The following is a 15,203-nucleotide window of genomic DNA, read 5'->3' as shown; positions in this document are numbered from 1 at the left end:
ATCTTTGCGGGTCACAATTACTTAAACAAACGGCAGATTGACGACATAAATCAAAACCTCAGACGGTTATAAACGATAAGCTACGCTTATTATGCAAACTTCGGCCGAGCGTGAACTGATCTGTGTTAACAAAAATGCTTAAAGTGCTTCAAAAATTCATCAAGCAGCAGCCTGTGGTATTGGCCTGTGTGCTGGCGTTGCTGTTTGTGATGGCGTTCAGTTTGCAGCAAATTTTGCAGCGCGGACAGGCACGCGCCATGCAAGAGCAAGCATCGACCAACTCAGCCTTAACTTACGTGCTAGAAGATTCGGTGGTGCGCTCACTGCAGGCGGTCTCTGGCGCCATGCAAAGCTTGGCGATGAATCTAATGCAACGCTCTCCACAGTCGACCGAGACTTTGCGCCAACGTTTGCTGCGCGGATTACCGCAGCTGCGCAACATCCACATAGTGCCAGCTGCTGCGGTGTCCGAGTGCCAGCGTGATAACTTGGGCGATATGGTATTTCTGCCGGTGCAGCAAGGGCGCTTTTGGGGCGACGATGTGCAGCTTGATGGGTTGCACTACTGGCCGTTATGTACGCCTTATTATCTGGGCGACGAAGTCGCGGGTTACGTGATCGGCTCCATCAATCTGAATTACTATCAAAGTTTGTTTCAATCGGTGGCGTCAGGTCAGCGCCAAGTGTCTTTGTATTTGTATTCGGGTGAGAAAATCCTTGGGGAAGGTGCGCCACAGTTATCCAACAAGATACAGGCGCGTGTGCAGCAGCGCGCGTGGGGTGAGATACGCGCCGAGGACGAGACCGGGCGTGCTTACGTAGACAGCTACCGCGCGACTTCTTTTTTTCCATTGGCCATCACTTTGCGCTCGTACAATGAGCATGCCCTGGCGGATTGGCGTCAAGATGCCAATATTATGGAGGCGGTCTTCGCTGCACTTGGGGTGCTGATCTTGATCATGCTGATTATGTACTCGGTACATAAATACAAGCGCGAACAAGTCTTAGGTAGTAATCATTTATTAAGTATGGCGGTGCGTAGTACCGCCAATGCTATTTTTATCACCGACCCGAAAGGGCGCATTGAATGGGTCAACGAAGCCTTTACGCGGCTGACAGGCTATACGCTAAAACAAGTGCGTGGCAAAACCCCCAGTATTTTAAATTCTGGCACTCACAGTAAATCGTTTTATATGCACCTGTGGCGTACGATTGCGCAAGGCAACAGCTGGCGCGATGAGTTGATCAATCGTCACCGCGATGGCCATTTAATCTCGGTGGATCAAACCATCACACCGTTGCTGGATAAGCGTGGCAATGTGGAATATTACATCGCCGTTCATGAAGACATCACCGCGCGCAAGGCGGCGCAAGAGCAAGCGCTGTATTTGGCGCAGCATGATGAGCTGACTCAGCTGAAAAATCGCCGCTTCTTTGAAACCAGTCTAGAGCAGTGCGCCAGCACGTTTGAAGTCGGCAAGATTGCGCTGATGTTTATTGATTTGGACCGCTTCAAGGAAATCAACGATACCTTAGGCCATGATGCGGGTGATGTATTGCTGAAGCGCACCGCAAAAACCTTACAGCAAACATTGCCAGACAATGCCTTGCTGTCTCGTTTGGGGGGCGATGAGTTTGCGTTGTATATTTATCCTGCCATGGAAGAGGCACAAATTCACATGATCGCGCAAAGCATCGTCAATGCATTGGTGAAGCCGTTTCATTATTTGGACACCACGTTTTCGGTCAGTTGTAGTATCGGTGTGACCTTGGCCGATATTGCCCAAAGCGATGCTTCGTCATTACTGCGCCAAGCGGATTTGGCCATGTATCGTGCCAAGCAGTCGGGTAAAAACACCTATCGTTTCTTTGATGAATCGATGGACGAAACCATGCAGCACCGCGTGCGTCTGCAGCGTTATCTGAGCCAGGCCTTAGAGCAAACCGAGCAGTTAAGTTTGTATTATCAGCCGCAGATAGACGCCACGACACAGGCCATCGTTGGCGTCGAAGCCTTGTTACGTTGGCAGCGCCAAGGCGAGTGGATTTCGCCAGCCACCTTTATCCCGATCGCCGAAGACAGCGGCCAGATCGTTGCACTTGGGCAGTGGATTATTCGCGAAGCAGTGGGGCAGTTACGTGAATGGATGGATCAAGGGATTGATGTGGGTAAGTTGTCCATTAATCTCTCGGCAGCTCAGCTGTCTAATACTGATGTGGCGCGAGATCTGATTGAACTTCTCAAACATCATGACGTGCCCAATCATATGATTGCGGTAGAGTTTACCGAAACCACCCTGATGGTGCGCTCGACGCAGTTGCTACGCAACTTGGCACTGCTGAAGCAGTTCCAGATAGCCATTTCGATTGATGACTTTGGTACGGGCTATTGCTCATTAAGTTACTTAAAGGAACTTGACGCGCAGTTCTTAAAAATCGATCGCTCGTTTACCGATGGTATTGGCAACAATGAATCGGATGAATGCATCGTCGATGCGACCATCGCAATGGCCAAGGGCTTGAATATGAAAGTGATTGCTGAGGGCGTAGAAACCGCTGCGCAAGCACAATACTTAGCGCAGCATGGTTGTGATGCGATTCAAGGCTACTACTATGCTCGCCCAATGCCTAACAATGAATTTAAAGCGTGGTCAAAGGAGCACAGTGTGCGCTTGGCTGTCGCCGTACATTAAGCGTGTTGTTTTAGCCGCGCTTGCGTTCGGCTTGTTTTAGCTTGGCGTCAAAGCGCTCTAGCTGCATGCCGAGGCGTTCGGTTTCGTCCACGAAGTGGTCGAATTCGATTTTGCTTGGCAGTAGTTCGCTATTGGACTGTAAGTAGTTGATCAAGTGCACGCGGGCGTTGGTCGCGACTTCTTTGCTTAGCGACCATTGGGTACGCACTAAGCGGGCAAATGTGGCAGCCGGTAGATCGCCGATTTTATCCGCTAAAATACCTTCCCAATCAAACTCAAACTGCTGCATGACTTTGTGCAGTGTCATCAGGGCTTGAGCATTACCGCGAATGCGCAGGTCGCCATCAAAGAAACCATCGCCTTCGAGTAACTTGCGATAAGCGCTGGAAGGGCCTTTAACATGGGTATCTAGCTTGGCATCCAGTTCTACCTCGTCCATGCTCTCAGGACGGTCGAGCATGACGCCTTCTTCTAAAATATGAATCTGTAGAATCAGGTTAAAGTCTTCGACTTCGAGGAAGATTTGCTGGCCCGCAAGCTTAGCCAAGTGGCGTTGCGAAGGCGGGTCTTGCTTCAGTGCATAGTTTACAGCGTGTTCGATCGAGCCGATGGCGGCCAAGCTAAATGACATAGTAGCAATCCAATTTAGTGAACTTGGTGAATCTGAATCGCTGACGCATCGCGCGTACGACCTTCAGATTTAAGGCGGTCAAGGTACATCTGCCACAGCTCACCTTGGTTCTTGCCAAGGTTGTACAAATACTCCCATGAGTAGATGCCTGAGTCATGGCCGTCGTCGAAGGTGATTTTTAACGCATAGTTGCCAGCAGGCTCGATGTTTAAAATCATCACGTCACGCTTACCGTGTTGCAAGATCGGAATCTGCGCGCCGTGACCACGCACTTCTGCCGACGGCGAATGGACACGTAGATATTCCGCGCTGAGGCGGAAGTTCGAGCCATCGTCAAACACCAGCTCCAGTTCACGGGATTGCTTATGGTAGTGAATTTTTGTTGGTACTGGCGTCGCCATGGCTCGTTCTCTTCTCTTAATTATAGGATGTACTGGCTTAAGTCTTCGTTTTCAGCGACTTCACCTAGTTGTTGGTCGACGTAGCCTGCCGTGATATCCACTTGCTGTCCATCTGGCATGTCGCTCGCAGAGTAAGACACTTCTTCGAGCAGACGCTCCAGCACAGTGTGCAGACGACGTGCGCCGATATTTTCCGTACGCTCATTCACTTGGCAAGCGATTTCGGCGATACGAGTAATGCCTTCTTCGGTAAAGTTTAGGTGAATGTTCTCGGTTTTGGCGAGCGCAACGTATTGCTTCGTCAGTGAAGCACTTGGCTCGGTCAAAATGCGCTTGAAGTCTTCAACCGTCAGCGCATCTAGCTCAACGCGAATCGGCAAACGACCTTGCAACTCAGGGATCAAATCCGATGGTTTAGACAAGTGGAACGCACCCGATGCGATAAATAGGATGTGGTCGGTTTTGACCATGCCGTATTTAGTGCTGACAGTGTTGCCTTCGATCAAAGGCAGTAGGTCACGCTGAACACCTTCGCGTGAGACTTCGCCGCTTGAGCGATCAGAGCTTTTCGCCACTTTATCGATCTCATCAAGGAAAACGATACCGTGTTGTTCCACAGCTTCTACTGCACGGGCTTTCAGCTCTTCTTCGTTGACCAGTTTAGCCGCTTCTTCTTCGCGGATCTGGCGTAGGGCGTCTTTCACTTTTAGTTTGCGCTTTTTCTTGCGCTCACCGCCCATATTAGAGAATAGACTCTGCAGCTGGCTGGTCATTTCTTCCATGCCAGGCGGTGTCATGATCTCGACGCCGGATGGCGCGTCAGACACTTCGATGTCGATTTCTTTGTCGTCGAGTTGGCCTTCGCGTAGCTTCTTACGAAATGCTTGGCGCGTCGAGTTGGACGCTGAGTCTTCTTCAAAACCACGCGCTGGTGGTAATAGCGCATCCAAGATACGGTCTTCGGCCGCGTCTTCGGCTTTATCTTTCATGCGCTCTGTTTCTTGCTGGCGCAGCATGGCAATCGCGGATTCCACTAGATCACGAATGATCGAGTCAACATCACGGCCAACATAACCTACTTCAGTAAATTTAGTTGCTTCGATTTTGATGAAAGGTGCGTTCGCAAGCTTGGCTAGACGACGAGCAATCTCAGTTTTACCGACACCGGTAGGACCGATCATAAGGATGTTCTTGGGCGTAACTTCTGGACGCATGGTTTCGTCCAGTTGCATACGGCGCCAGCGGTTACGCAAGGCGATCGCGACCGCACGTTTAGCACTTTGTTGCCCGATAATATGTTGGTCTAGGGCATTGACCGTTTCTCTTGGGGTCATGTTGCTCATAAATAGGGTCTCTTAAATAAGTTACTGAGAATTGTCTTCAAGCTTAGCATCGATGTTAATGGTTTCGATGGTCAGATTATGGTTGGTGAAGACACAGATGTCGGCCGCGATGTTTAGGCTCTTCTCAACAATTTCTTGGGCGGTGAGATCGGTGTTGTCGATCAAGGCGCGCGCAGAAGCTTCGGCGTAGTTACCGCCAGAGCCGATAGCAAGGGCGCCGTGTTGTGGTTCAACCACATCACCGTTACCCGTGATGATTAGGGTGCTGTCTTTATTGGCCACGATCAGCATGGCTTCTAGTTTGCGTAGGGCTTTATCAGAACGCCAGTCTTTGGCTAAGTCGACGGCCGCGCGCACCAGATGACCTTGGTGCTTTTCAAGCTGACCTTCAAAGCGTTCGAATAGGGTGAAGGCATCTGCCGTACCGCCAGCAAACCCTGCGATGACTTCGCCGTGATAGAGGCGGCGTACTTTGCGGGCATTGCCCTTCATTACAGTGTTGCCAAGGGATACTTGTCCATCGCCACCAACGACGACTTGATTGTCTTTGCGTACGGTTAGAATCGTAGTCATGATTTACTCCACATTCGATTACTTATCAAAATGGGGGTAAGGGCGGGGATTTCAAGCGCCTAAGCCGAATCATTAGGCGCTTTGCATTTTCTGACGTTTTCTTGTTATTCGGCTTTTTTGACTTTGTAGGTGTAAGAGTTCATGCCCATTTCGGCCAGTTTGTCTTGCGCGCGGCTTTCTGCTGAGCGAGTTTCAAACGGACCAACAATGACGCGGTACCAAGTGCCACGATCTTCGCTGCTGCTGGCTTTAATCGACGCATCTAGACCTGACAAGATCAGCTTAGCGCGCAGACGGTCAGCATCGCTACTGGAGCGGAAGGACGCCGCTTGGATCATGTAGTTAAAGTCTTCTTCTTCCCGTGGTTGGTACTCGTACGCGTCCACATGACTGGTATCAACTTCGCTGTCTTGCAGCAGTTGGTAGAACTCGAACTTATCGCCTTGCTTTTCTGGGGCTTTCGGCGCTGGTTTAGCGGCGGCTTTGGGCTCAGCCGGTACCACAGGTGCAGGCTTGGGCGCGACGACTTTGGTCGGCTGCTTCGAGTCGATATCAGATAACTGGATGAGGATAAAGATGAAGCCGATGACTAATACCGGGACGGCAAGCCACATCCACCAGGGTACCGAGCGCTTTGGCGGTGGCGGTGGTGCTTTACGGGTGGCGCCTTTTCTAGGGCGGGTATTTTTGGCGGCTAACAGCATTAAATTTAACATGTCACGTATCGCTATAGTATCGGTGCGCACATTATGCGCAGAGAGTTAAAAAGTTTCCAGCGGATCGACGTCGATCGCGAAGCGAATTCGTTGATTTTTGGTGTTTTGTTCGAGCCATTGGGCCGCCAGCGCAATACTAGCGTGCAAATTGCCTCGCTGTGGGCTTTTAAGACTCAACAAAGCGCGATGTTGGCCGGCTTTGCGCACGATGATGGCAGCGTAAGGGCCGACCATTTGCAGATCATCAGACAGGTGCACGCTGAGGTCGTTGCGCAGTTGCATTAATAACCCCATGGCTTGTTGTTCGTGCTGGGATTCGGCACGTATGACGGCTTGATGCTGAAACGGCGGGAGCGCGAGTTGTTGGCGCTCTCTTAACCCATCCATGGCAAACGCTTCGTAGCCTTGGCTGCACAGACATTCGATGGCGTTGTGCTCTGGATGATAAGTTTGCAGTAGCACATGACCACGTTTGGATGCACGACCAGCACGACCTGCGACTTGAGTGATCAGCTGTGCGGTGCGTTCCATGCCGCGAAAATCTGATGAGAACAAACCAACGTCTGCATCCATAATGACCACCAAGGTAACATTGGGGAAGTGATGACCTTTGGCGAGCATTTGCGTGCCCACTAAGATGGCTTGATCGTGCTCGTGGATCTTCTGAGTGATTTGCGTCAGTGCTGATTTACGCTGGGTGCTGTCACGGTCGATGCGCAAAATAGGTGTTTGCTTAAAGTACTGATTGAGCACGCCTTCAATCTGCTCGGTGCCTTCGCCGACGGTAAACAGTTCGTCACTACCGCATTCTGGGCATTGATGTAACAGCGCTTTGTGGCTATCACAGTGATGGCAATGCAGTTTGTTGGCGCGCTTGTGTACCGTGAGATTGGCGTCACAATGGTCACAGTCAGCGATCCAGCCACATTGATGGCACATCAAGGTCGGCGCATAGCCACGGCGATTTAAAAACACCAATACTTGTTCTTTGCGCTCAAGCGTCTGGCGCATGCGCTCTAAGGTGTATTCGCTAAAGCCTTGTTTAAGAACTTGGCCGCGCAAGTCGACGCGTTCCATCTCTGGCACTTGGGCGTCGCCAGCGCGCTGGCGCAGCTTAAGCCAGTGATAGCGTTTTTGCAGGGCGTTAGCCAAGCTTTCATAAGACGGCGTCGCTGAGGCTAACAGCACCGGAATATTAAGCCCTTGGGCGCGTTTGATCGCCAAGTCGCGGGCATGATAGCGAAAGCCTTCATGTTGTTTGTAGGAGGCGTCGTGCTCTTCATCAATAATGATCAAGCCCAGCTTAGCCGTAGGGATAAATACCGACGAGCGCGTGCCGATGATGATTTTGGCATCGCCTTGCTCGACCATCAGCCAAGCGTCGAGGCGTTCGCGGTCCGTCATATTGGAGTGCATCAAGACGATATCGGTATTAAAACGGCTTTCAAAACGACGCAAGGTCTGCGGTGTGAGGCCGATCTCTGGCACCATCACTAATATTTGTTTATCCGCTTTCAGTAGCGCATCGATGACGCGCAAAAACACTTCGGTTTTGCCACTGCCCGTAATACCGTCTAACAATGCCACATGAAATTCGTCGCTGTGAGCAAGCAAGGTTTTGGTGGCAACGGTTTGCTCTTCGTTGAGCGTCGGTGGTACTTGGCGCTGGTGTGCGTGTGTTTCTGGTGCGTGTTTGAAACTGCGCTGTTCGCTGCGCAGTAAGCCTTTTTTTTCTAAGCTTTTGGCGGTGTTGTTATTAAGCTCCAGCACGCTCATAAGATGTGGGCTTAAGCCGTGATCGGCGTGTTGCTGGGCCGCTTCTAAAAAGGCTTTTTGCAGCTTAGCGCGATTAAGGCTTTCAAGCTCTGTGTGCAGGCCTTGCTCGGTGACAAACCACCAGGTTTCGGTACGAAATTCTGGGCGTTCGCCTTTGCGCAAACTGACGGGGAGCGCGTGGAAAAATACTTCGCCGATCGGGTGATGGTAATAGCGCGCGGCCCAATGGCATAGGTCAAACAGCTCTTGGCTGATAATCGGGCTGTCATCTAGCAACGCGGTGATCGGTTTCACTTGTGCTTCAGGATAATCGCTGCTGGCACTGGTGGCGATGACTAAGCCGATAGCATGACGATCGCCTTTGCCAAACGGCACTTTAACGCGCATACCAGGACGAATAGCATGTCGATAAGCCAAGGCTTTGGGGATTTTATAGTCAAACGTGCTACGCAGCGGCACATTAAGGGCCACTTTAACAAACGCGTCTTGGGTCAGGAGTGTTTCGTCCATATCTGACTAATACCTTGATTTACCGATAAAAAACATTTTGCTAACTGTGATTAGCTTAAGTGTACGTGAGTCTGACAGGAAATGCTGAGTTTTTCACTGCGATTGAGGTGCGGAAAATATCGCAAAAAGGCTTGCCGAACGGCGCTATGGGCCCTAAAATACGCGACTCTTGGTACCACTGTACACTAGATGTACAACGAATCGTGCGGTGCTTAGCACAAATTCCGACTAAGTGGCGGCACACCAACCTTAAGGTAAATAACGATGCAAAAAGATATCCACCCAAATTACACTGCTGTGACTGCAACTTGTACTTGTGGTAACACAATTTCTCTAAACTCAACACTAGGCAACGACCTGCACATCGACGTATGCAGCAACTGCCACCCTTTCTACACTGGTCAACAGAAAATGGTTGATACAGGTGGTCGTGTTGATCGCTTCAACAAGCGTTTCGGAGCTCGTCGTTCTACTAAGTAATTGGTGGATGGCACGTATGCTTATTCTGAAAAAGCGCCAAGCTCTCTTGGCGCTTTTTTTATGCCTATCGTTTGCCTCACAAGCACAATGCTTGGCTGAAGGTGAGCTCAAGCTTGCTAAGGTTAAACGGGTTGTTGATGGCGATACGGTACATCTCACTGATGGCCGCAAAGTGCGTCTCGTCGGTATCAATACGCCAGAGTTAGATCATCAACATGGTCAGCATGAAGCCTTCGCCGTGGCCGCCAGAGAGCGCCTAGTGCAGATGCTAAAGCCTGATGGAAATCAGCTTTACTGGCAACCCGCCCAAGAAACAGAAGACCACTATGGTCGCAAACTGTATTATTTATTTACGAAAGATCGAGCCTCGATATCAAGTCAGTTACTATCGGATGGCTTGGGATATCGTATTGCTGTGCCGCCCAATGTTAAGTATCAGGACTGTCTAGCAGAGTCAGAGCAAAAGGCCCGCCAAGCTCAGTTAGGCATATGGCAACAGCCGATCGCGTGGCAGCCACAAGCTGGTTTCGCAATCGTGCAATCCAAAATTACGTCCGTCACCCATAACCGCGGTGGCTGGTGGTTGGAAACCGATCAAGATTTGGTACTTAGAATTCCCACCTACGCAGCCTTCTATTGGACTGAAAAAGAGCTCTTTTATCTACAGGGCAAAGTCATCGAGGCGCGCGGCTGGCAGTACCAGCGTAAGCGCTCTGCAGACGATCGCTATAAAACTTTCGTATTAACAGTGAAACATCCGCAAGACTTACGTAGAATTAAGTCGTCGTAAAAACGACACATTTATAACTATATAAGGCACCAAAAGAAGGGCGCACGCGGTAATCGTGATGACGCACCTCAACAATAAGGGCCAATTGCTGCATAAGCTAACGAACAACACTTACTAATAGACGGAATAAGAAAATGGCAGAAGATTTAATGCAAGCTGCGCTTGAGTACCATGAGAAACCAGTACCAGGCAAATTAAACGTCACCATCAGTAAACCTACTGCGACTTCACGTGACCTTTCTATGGCGTACAGCCCAGGTGTGGCAGAGCCGTGCCGTGAGATCGCCAAAGACCCTGAAAACGTTTACCGCTACACTGGTAAAGGTAACTTGGTGGCAGTTATTTCAGACGGCTCTGCGGTATTGGGTCTTGGTAACATTGGTCCATTGGCGTCTAAGCCAGTTATGGAAGGTAAAGGTGTCCTATTCAAGCGTTTTGCGGGAATTAACTCGGTAGATGTTGAAGTGGAATCAGAAAACCCACAAGCCTTTATCGACACAGTCGCTCGTATCGCTAACACTTACGGCGGCATCAACCTTGAAGATATCAAAGCGCCTGAATGTTTCGAAATCGAACGTCAGCTGATCGAGCGTTGCTCTATTCCTGTATTCCACGATGACCAGCACGGTACGGCAATCGTAACAGCTGCAGGTCTTTTGAATGCGCTAGAGCTTCAAGGTAAAGCCATCGAAGACGCGAAAATCGTATGTCTAGGTGCGGGTGCAGCCGCAACCGCTTGTATGAACCTAATCATCGCTTGTGGCGCTAAACGTGAAAATATTTACGTACTAGACCGTAAAGGTGTGATTCATTCAGGCCGTGATGACCTGAACGAGTTTAAAGCGACATTTGCTACCGAAACCTCTGCGCGCACGTTAGATGACGCAATTGATGGTGCTGATGTGTTCATCGGTGTGTCTGGTCCAGACCTACTATCGGTTGAACAGTTGAAGAAAATGGCTGCTAACCCGGTGGTGTTTGCGTGTTCAAACCCTGATCCAGAAATCAATCCAGAAGTCGCTTTGGCGGCTCGAGATGACTTGATCATGGCAACAGGTCGTTCGGATTACCCGAACCAAGTGAACAACGTACTAGGTTTCCCTTTCATCTTCCGTGGTGCGCTAGACGTGCGTGCGACAGCGATTAACGAAGAAATGAAGGTAGCAGCGGTACACGCCCTGAAAGATCTTGCGAAAGAGCCTGTACCATCTGATGTCGTGGCAGCGTATGGCAATGTAGAGTTCGAATTTGGCAAAGAGTACATCTTACCTAAACCAATGGACGCTCGCCTGCTAACCAATGTATCGTCTGCTGTGGCACAAGCTGCTGTAGATTCGGGTGTGGCTTCACTGCCTTACCCTGACTTCTACCCGCTTGCGAATCTAAACCGCTTCGAAGCGTAATCAGCCAATAGGCTAATTAAAAGGCGATGCTTAATTAAGCATCGCCTTTTTTTATGCGAATTGCTGACAAAGATTCTTGGTTGTTGTGGAAATGCAAAGCTTTTTCAGTAGGCTGTAAAAGGGCAAGACAGCTATGCTTAGTATTGATTAGTCTTTACTGATTTACTGGAGGAGTGGGTATGAAAACAATGATGGCAGTAGCGCTGATGGCGCTAACGTTAACGGGCTGTTCAGTGCATCGTGTTGCGGGTGAAGTTGCTGGTGTGGATGTTGAAGCAAGTCGTGATGGGCACCGCGATGGTAAGCATCATGACGGTGGCGGCGATTTTTGTCCGCCAGGCCAAGCTAAGAAAGGCAATTGTTAGTAGTTAATAGACATAAAAAAACCAGAGCCTAAGCTCTGGTTTTTTTTGCTACGTATAAGGTATACGTATTAGTTCATTGTGTCGTTTTCCATCGCTTCACGAGAAGTGAAGGCAACAGTTGTAGCACGACGGTTTTCAGCACGGTTTTCTGGAGAAGTGTTTGGCTCTACTGGGTACTGCTCACCGTAACCGATAGTATCGATGCGGCTAGCGTCGATGCCGAACTCTTTTGTTAGAAGCGCTGCAACGGCTTCAGCACGCTCTTCAGAAAGCTCTTTGTTGTAAGATGGCTCACCAATACCGTCTGCGTAACCTTGGATTTGAGCAACCTGAGTTGGGTTCTCATTTAGGTAATTAGCAATCTCTTGGATCTCAGAGTAGTACTGTTGAGAAATTGTTGCCGAATCAAAACCGAAGTGGATTTGGTAAGGAAGAACAGTTTTCACAGGTACTGGCTCTGGAGCTGGTTCTGGCTCAACTACTGGCTCTGGCTCAACCACTGGCTCTTCTTCAACCACTGGCGCTGGCTCTGCTTTTTCTGGGCCACCGAATGTTACTTGTAGGCCAAGAGTAGCTACTTGGTCTAGACGTGAACCTTCAAGATCATCGATCAAGCGGTAGTCAGCACGTAGTGCTAGGTTGTCGTTCATCGCGAATTTAACACCACCACCAGCGTTTAGCTGAGTGTTGCCGTCACCTTCAATGCCGTTGCTGTATTCTGTTGTACCTAGACCAGCCGCTACATAAGGAGTCATCGCTGTGTTATTGACGAAGTGGTACAGACCGTCGATGCGGTACTGATCAACGTCTACATCAGAGCCTGTGCTTTCAAGTTCACTGTCTAGGTTCAGGTAAGTGAACTCTACTGCGAATGGGTTGTCGAACTGGTAACCGAAGCTTAGACCTAGAGCACGATCATCTTCCAAATCACGCTCACCCGCTGGTGCTGAGTAACCAATACTAGGTGTTAGAGTAAATCCTGGCTGTGGCTGATCTGCATGAGCAATTGATGCTGTCGCAGTGGCTGCTAGGATGCTGCTTAGTACGGCTGTTTTTTTGAACATATTCGACATTGTCTCTCTCCTTAATGGGAATGTCACTTCAACTGATGACTTCATTCTAACCAAGTTTTCGAAAGAATCTATCCAGTCTAAAGGTGCATAAAAGTTGGATTGCGTAGTGGTTTTGCTGAGTTTTGACAAAAAACTTACATATAGCCCCGTCTTTACACATTGGTAGGTCGCAAGGGAGTGAAAAGACCCTGCAAAAACACCAATCAATTACATTACTTTTGCACATAAAATTTTGTGGACGGCTTTATTCCAAGCTTTAGGACAAAAAGTGCATGTTATGGAGCGCAGCCGAGCACCTGTCATCTTCTTAAATATAGGATACAGGTTACATAAGGCAACGCTTATTTACATAAAATAATATGCGGTAGGCTATAACATTATGCGCTACCGAACCCACGAGGGTTGGATTCGGTAGCATTAGAAAGATATTAGCGAGACAACAACTTAGGCTTAAGCCAACGTTGCCAGATCGGAGTCTGTGAAAAGAAGGCAAATAGGATGGCCGCTAACAACACGCAAGACAGTGGGCTGGTGAATAAGTTGGCAAAGAAACTGCCCATATCACCACGCTCAGACAGAATGGCACGACGCCAGTTTTCATCCATCAGCTTACTTAGAATAAGCCCTAAAATCACAGGACCTACTGGGTAATTGTATAAGCGCATGAAGTAACCCAAGACACCAAAGGCCAGCATCCACCAAACATCTACCACGGAGTTGTTGATGGCATAAGCACCGACAATCGACAGCAGTAAGATTAATGGAATCATCACCGCCTTGGGGCATTCTACAATCTTAGAGAAAATACGAATGCCAGTCAGGCCAAAGATCAACACAAAGATGTTGGCTAGGGTTAGGTTACCGACCGTGAACCAAAACATATGTGGTTGTTCTACCAGTAGCAAAGGCCCTGGGTTCAAGCCGTGAATAAACAGCGCACCGATAAATACCGCTGTCACGGCATCCCCAGGAATCCCTAGCGTTAGCATCGGAATGTAGGCACCGCCCACCGCCGCGTTGTTAGCAGCCTCTGGCGCGATCAGACCTTCTTTAGCGCCTTTGCCAAAGGGGACTTTAGGATTCTTAGTCGAACGCTTAGCTTGGTCGTAAGCCATCAAGGCCGCGATATCGCCACCTGTACCGGGTAGAGCACCAATGATGACGCCGATAAAGGACGATTGAATGCTTAACGGTAAGTACCTACGCACATCGGCCCACGGCGGAATGATGCGATTGATTTTTTGCTTGATGATGGTTTTATCAAGGTGATGCAGCTGATGTAGCGCCTCGGAAACGCCGAATAAACCAATCATAGCGGCGATCACATTGATGCCATCCCAGAGCTCGATTACGCCAAAAGTGAAGCGTTCTTCCGCTGTCAGCGGGTCTAAGCCGACGGTACCGACCAGCACCCCTAAGGCGCCTGCAAACATACCTTTGGCTAGGCTGCCAGTGGATAGCGAACCCACCAAGGTAATGCCTAAAATCGCTAGCATTAAATAGTCACGTGGCTGGAAGGTAATGGCAAATTCACTAATCGTTGGTGCGGCCAATGCCAGTACTAAAATACCGACAAAACCACCAATCACTGACATTACGGTAGACAAGCCAATGGCTTCTCCGGCAAGTCCCTGCTTTGCTAGCGGATAACCATCTAATGCGGTGGCAATGGCCGATGGCGCGCCAGGAATGTTAAGCAAGATAGCAGTTCGTGAACCGCCGTAGACGCCGCCCATAAAAATGCCGACCATTAAACAAAGCGCGTGATTAACGTCCCACGAAAAGGTGAACGAAATCAAAATCGACACCGCCATGGTCACTGAAAGACCAGGAATAGCGCCAACGTAAATGCCTAAAAAAGTCCCCAATGCGGTCAGAGCAAGCAGCTCAGGCGACATCCAAGATAGGGCAAAATAACTCAACGAATCCATTAGGCGCCCCCAAATAAGCGACTTAGGTTGGCCAAAATCTCACGCTCAGGAATGATGCCCTCAGGCAAAATAATCTGAAAAATTAAGCGGAAAATTACGTAAATCACCAGCAACGCGCCTAGGGTTAAGCCTAATGTCCAAAGGCTGGAGCGGCCGTATAGCGCTTTTAGGGTGATAAATAGAAAGAGCGCGGAAGTGACCAAAAAGCCCAGCTGTTCCAGTAACACCGCATACAGCACAATAAAGGCCATCATCACGCCCACTACCACGGGGAAGCAGTGATAAAAGAAGCGTGCGCCTTCTACCGCTGGCGTTTTCAGGCTTTGTGCAAAAGCAATACAAGCGGCTAACACCATGACGGCGCTGGCACCCATGGGCACGGCGCCTGGTGAACTCAATTCACTGAAGCCAGAGATGAGATAGGCACGCCAAAAAATAAAAATACTGAAGACGATTAAACAGAAACTAAACAGCCTTTCGCCTGGGTAGCGATGGGGGAGGCTAGACATAGGGGCTCC

14 protein-coding genes are annotated in these 15,203 nt (G+C 49.5%); 5 read left to right on the top strand and 9 right to left on the bottom strand.

Annotated features, from left to right (window positions below; translation table 11 throughout):
- Positions 1–134: 134 nt before the first annotated feature.
- On the top strand, positions 135–2,693 hold the full coding sequence (locus JQX58_RS13335; protein ID WP_204147364.1) for a putative bifunctional diguanylate cyclase/phosphodiesterase: 2,559 nt from the start codon (positions 135–137) through the stop codon (positions 2,691–2,693).
- A gap of 10 nt (positions 2,694–2,703) precedes the next feature.
- Here the strand turns inward: JQX58_RS13335 and JQX58_RS13330 are convergent, their stop codons facing one another.
- The 6 genes from JQX58_RS13330 to JQX58_RS13305 form a co-directional block, all read right to left on the bottom strand.
- A complete protein-coding gene (locus JQX58_RS13330; RefSeq protein ID WP_204147363.1) occupies positions 2,704–3,324 on the bottom strand; it encodes a ubiquinone biosynthesis accessory factor UbiJ in 621 nt (206 codons plus the stop codon).
- Between the two features lie 14 nt (positions 3,325–3,338).
- On the bottom strand, positions 3,339–3,725 hold the full coding sequence (locus JQX58_RS13325) for a gamma-butyrobetaine hydroxylase family protein (protein ID WP_204147362.1): 387 nt from the start codon (positions 3,723–3,725) through the stop codon (positions 3,339–3,341).
- Between the two features lie 20 nt (positions 3,726–3,745).
- A complete protein-coding gene (gene hslU, locus JQX58_RS13320; protein ID WP_204147361.1) occupies positions 3,746–5,068 on the bottom strand; it encodes an ATP-dependent protease ATPase subunit HslU in 1,323 nt (440 codons plus the stop codon).
- A gap of 21 nt (positions 5,069–5,089) precedes the next feature.
- Complete coding sequence (hslV, locus tag JQX58_RS13315; RefSeq protein ID WP_204147360.1) at positions 5,090–5,641, bottom strand: ATP-dependent protease subunit HslV; 552 nt, start codon at positions 5,639–5,641, stop codon at positions 5,090–5,092.
- Positions 5,642–5,745: 104 nt separating this feature from the next.
- Positions 5,746–6,357: an SPOR domain-containing protein gene (locus tag JQX58_RS13310; RefSeq protein ID WP_204147359.1), complete on the bottom strand. Its 612-nt coding sequence runs from the start codon at positions 6,355–6,357 to the stop codon at positions 5,746–5,748.
- A 45-nt stretch (positions 6,358–6,402) separates the two neighbouring features.
- Positions 6,403–8,643, bottom strand: a complete 2,241-nt coding sequence (locus tag JQX58_RS13305) for a primosomal protein N' (protein ID WP_204147358.1) — start codon at positions 8,641–8,643, stop codon at positions 6,403–6,405.
- 264 nt (positions 8,644–8,907) lie between these two features.
- Here JQX58_RS13305 and rpmE point away from each other — a divergent pair, with 264 nt between their 5' ends.
- From rpmE to JQX58_RS13285, 4 genes are all read left to right on the top strand, one after another.
- Complete coding sequence (rpmE, locus tag JQX58_RS13300; RefSeq protein WP_204147357.1) at positions 8,908–9,123, top strand: 50S ribosomal protein L31; 216 nt, start codon at positions 8,908–8,910, stop codon at positions 9,121–9,123.
- A 16-nt stretch (positions 9,124–9,139) separates the two neighbouring features.
- A complete protein-coding gene (locus JQX58_RS13295; RefSeq protein ID WP_204147356.1) occupies positions 9,140–9,913 on the top strand; it encodes a thermonuclease family protein in 774 nt (257 codons plus the stop codon).
- A 134-nt stretch (positions 9,914–10,047) separates the two neighbouring features.
- Positions 10,048–11,316, top strand: a complete 1,269-nt coding sequence (locus JQX58_RS13290) for a malic enzyme-like NAD(P)-binding protein (protein WP_204147355.1) — start codon at positions 10,048–10,050, stop codon at positions 11,314–11,316.
- A gap of 179 nt (positions 11,317–11,495) precedes the next feature.
- A complete protein-coding gene (locus JQX58_RS13285) occupies positions 11,496–11,681 on the top strand; it encodes a hypothetical protein (protein WP_204147354.1) in 186 nt (61 codons plus the stop codon).
- 68 nt (positions 11,682–11,749) lie between these two features.
- On the opposite strand, the gene JQX58_RS13280 is transcribed toward JQX58_RS13285, so the two are convergent.
- The 3 genes from JQX58_RS13280 to JQX58_RS13270 all read right to left on the bottom strand — a co-directional run bounded on the left by JQX58_RS13280 (position 11,750) and on the right by JQX58_RS13270 (position 15,194).
- Entirely contained in the window at positions 11,750–12,754 is a 1,005-nt protein-coding gene (locus JQX58_RS13280) for an OmpA family protein (protein WP_204147353.1), read from the bottom strand.
- Between the two features lie 428 nt (positions 12,755–13,182).
- On the bottom strand, positions 13,183–14,685 hold the full coding sequence (locus JQX58_RS13275; RefSeq protein ID WP_204147352.1) for a tripartite tricarboxylate transporter permease: 1,503 nt from the start codon (positions 14,683–14,685) through the stop codon (positions 13,183–13,185).
- On the bottom strand, positions 14,685–15,194 hold the full coding sequence (locus JQX58_RS13270) for a tripartite tricarboxylate transporter TctB family protein (protein WP_204147351.1): 510 nt from the start codon (positions 15,192–15,194) through the stop codon (positions 14,685–14,687). The genes JQX58_RS13275 and JQX58_RS13270 overlap by 1 nt, the downstream gene beginning before the upstream one ends.
- Between the last annotated feature and the right edge of the window lie 9 nt (positions 15,195–15,203).

The sequence above is a fragment of the Marinomonas ostreistagni genome, assembly GCF_016888445.1.
Lineage (GTDB): Bacteria > Pseudomonadota > Gammaproteobacteria > Pseudomonadales > Marinomonadaceae > Marinomonas > Marinomonas ostreistagni.
The sequence above is the reverse complement of the archived record's forward strand: the minus strand, read 5'-3'. Positions and strand labels throughout refer to the sequence as shown.

Bases quoted from the DNA above. Each gene is read 5' to 3' on its own strand.
- JQX58_RS13335 (WP_204147364.1), top strand. From the start codon at position 135: ATGCTTAAAGTGCTTCAAAAATTCATCAAGCAGCAGCCTGTGGTATTG.
- JQX58_RS13330 (WP_204147363.1), bottom strand. From the start codon at position 3,324: ATGTCATTTAGCTTGGCCGCCATCGGCTCGATCGAACACGCTGTAAAC.
- JQX58_RS13325 (WP_204147362.1), bottom strand. From the start codon at position 3,725: ATGGCGACGCCAGTACCAACAAAAATTCACTACCATAAGCAATCCCGT.
- hslU (WP_204147361.1), bottom strand. From the start codon at position 5,068: ATGAGCAACATGACCCCAAGAGAAACGGTCAATGCCCTAGACCAACAT.
- hslV (WP_204147360.1), bottom strand. From the start codon at position 5,641: ATGACTACGATTCTAACCGTACGCAAAGACAATCAAGTCGTCGTTGGT.
- JQX58_RS13310 (WP_204147359.1), bottom strand. From the start codon at position 6,357: ATGTTAAATTTAATGCTGTTAGCCGCCAAAAATACCCGCCCTAGAAAA.
- JQX58_RS13305 (WP_204147358.1), bottom strand. From the start codon at position 8,643: ATGGACGAAACACTCCTGACCCAAGACGCGTTTGTTAAAGTGGCCCTT.
- rpmE (WP_204147357.1), top strand. From the start codon at position 8,908: ATGCAAAAAGATATCCACCCAAATTACACTGCTGTGACTGCAACTTGT.
- JQX58_RS13295 (WP_204147356.1), top strand. From the start codon at position 9,140: ATGCTTATTCTGAAAAAGCGCCAAGCTCTCTTGGCGCTTTTTTTATGC.
- JQX58_RS13290 (WP_204147355.1), top strand. From the start codon at position 10,048: ATGGCAGAAGATTTAATGCAAGCTGCGCTTGAGTACCATGAGAAACCA.
- JQX58_RS13285 (WP_204147354.1), top strand. From the start codon at position 11,496: ATGAAAACAATGATGGCAGTAGCGCTGATGGCGCTAACGTTAACGGGC.
- JQX58_RS13280 (WP_204147353.1), bottom strand. From the start codon at position 12,754: ATGTCGAATATGTTCAAAAAAACAGCCGTACTAAGCAGCATCCTAGCA.
- JQX58_RS13275 (WP_204147352.1), bottom strand. From the start codon at position 14,685: ATGGATTCGTTGAGTTATTTTGCCCTATCTTGGATGTCGCCTGAGCTG.
- JQX58_RS13270 (WP_204147351.1), bottom strand. From the start codon at position 15,194: ATGTCTAGCCTCCCCCATCGCTACCCAGGCGAAAGGCTGTTTAGTTTC.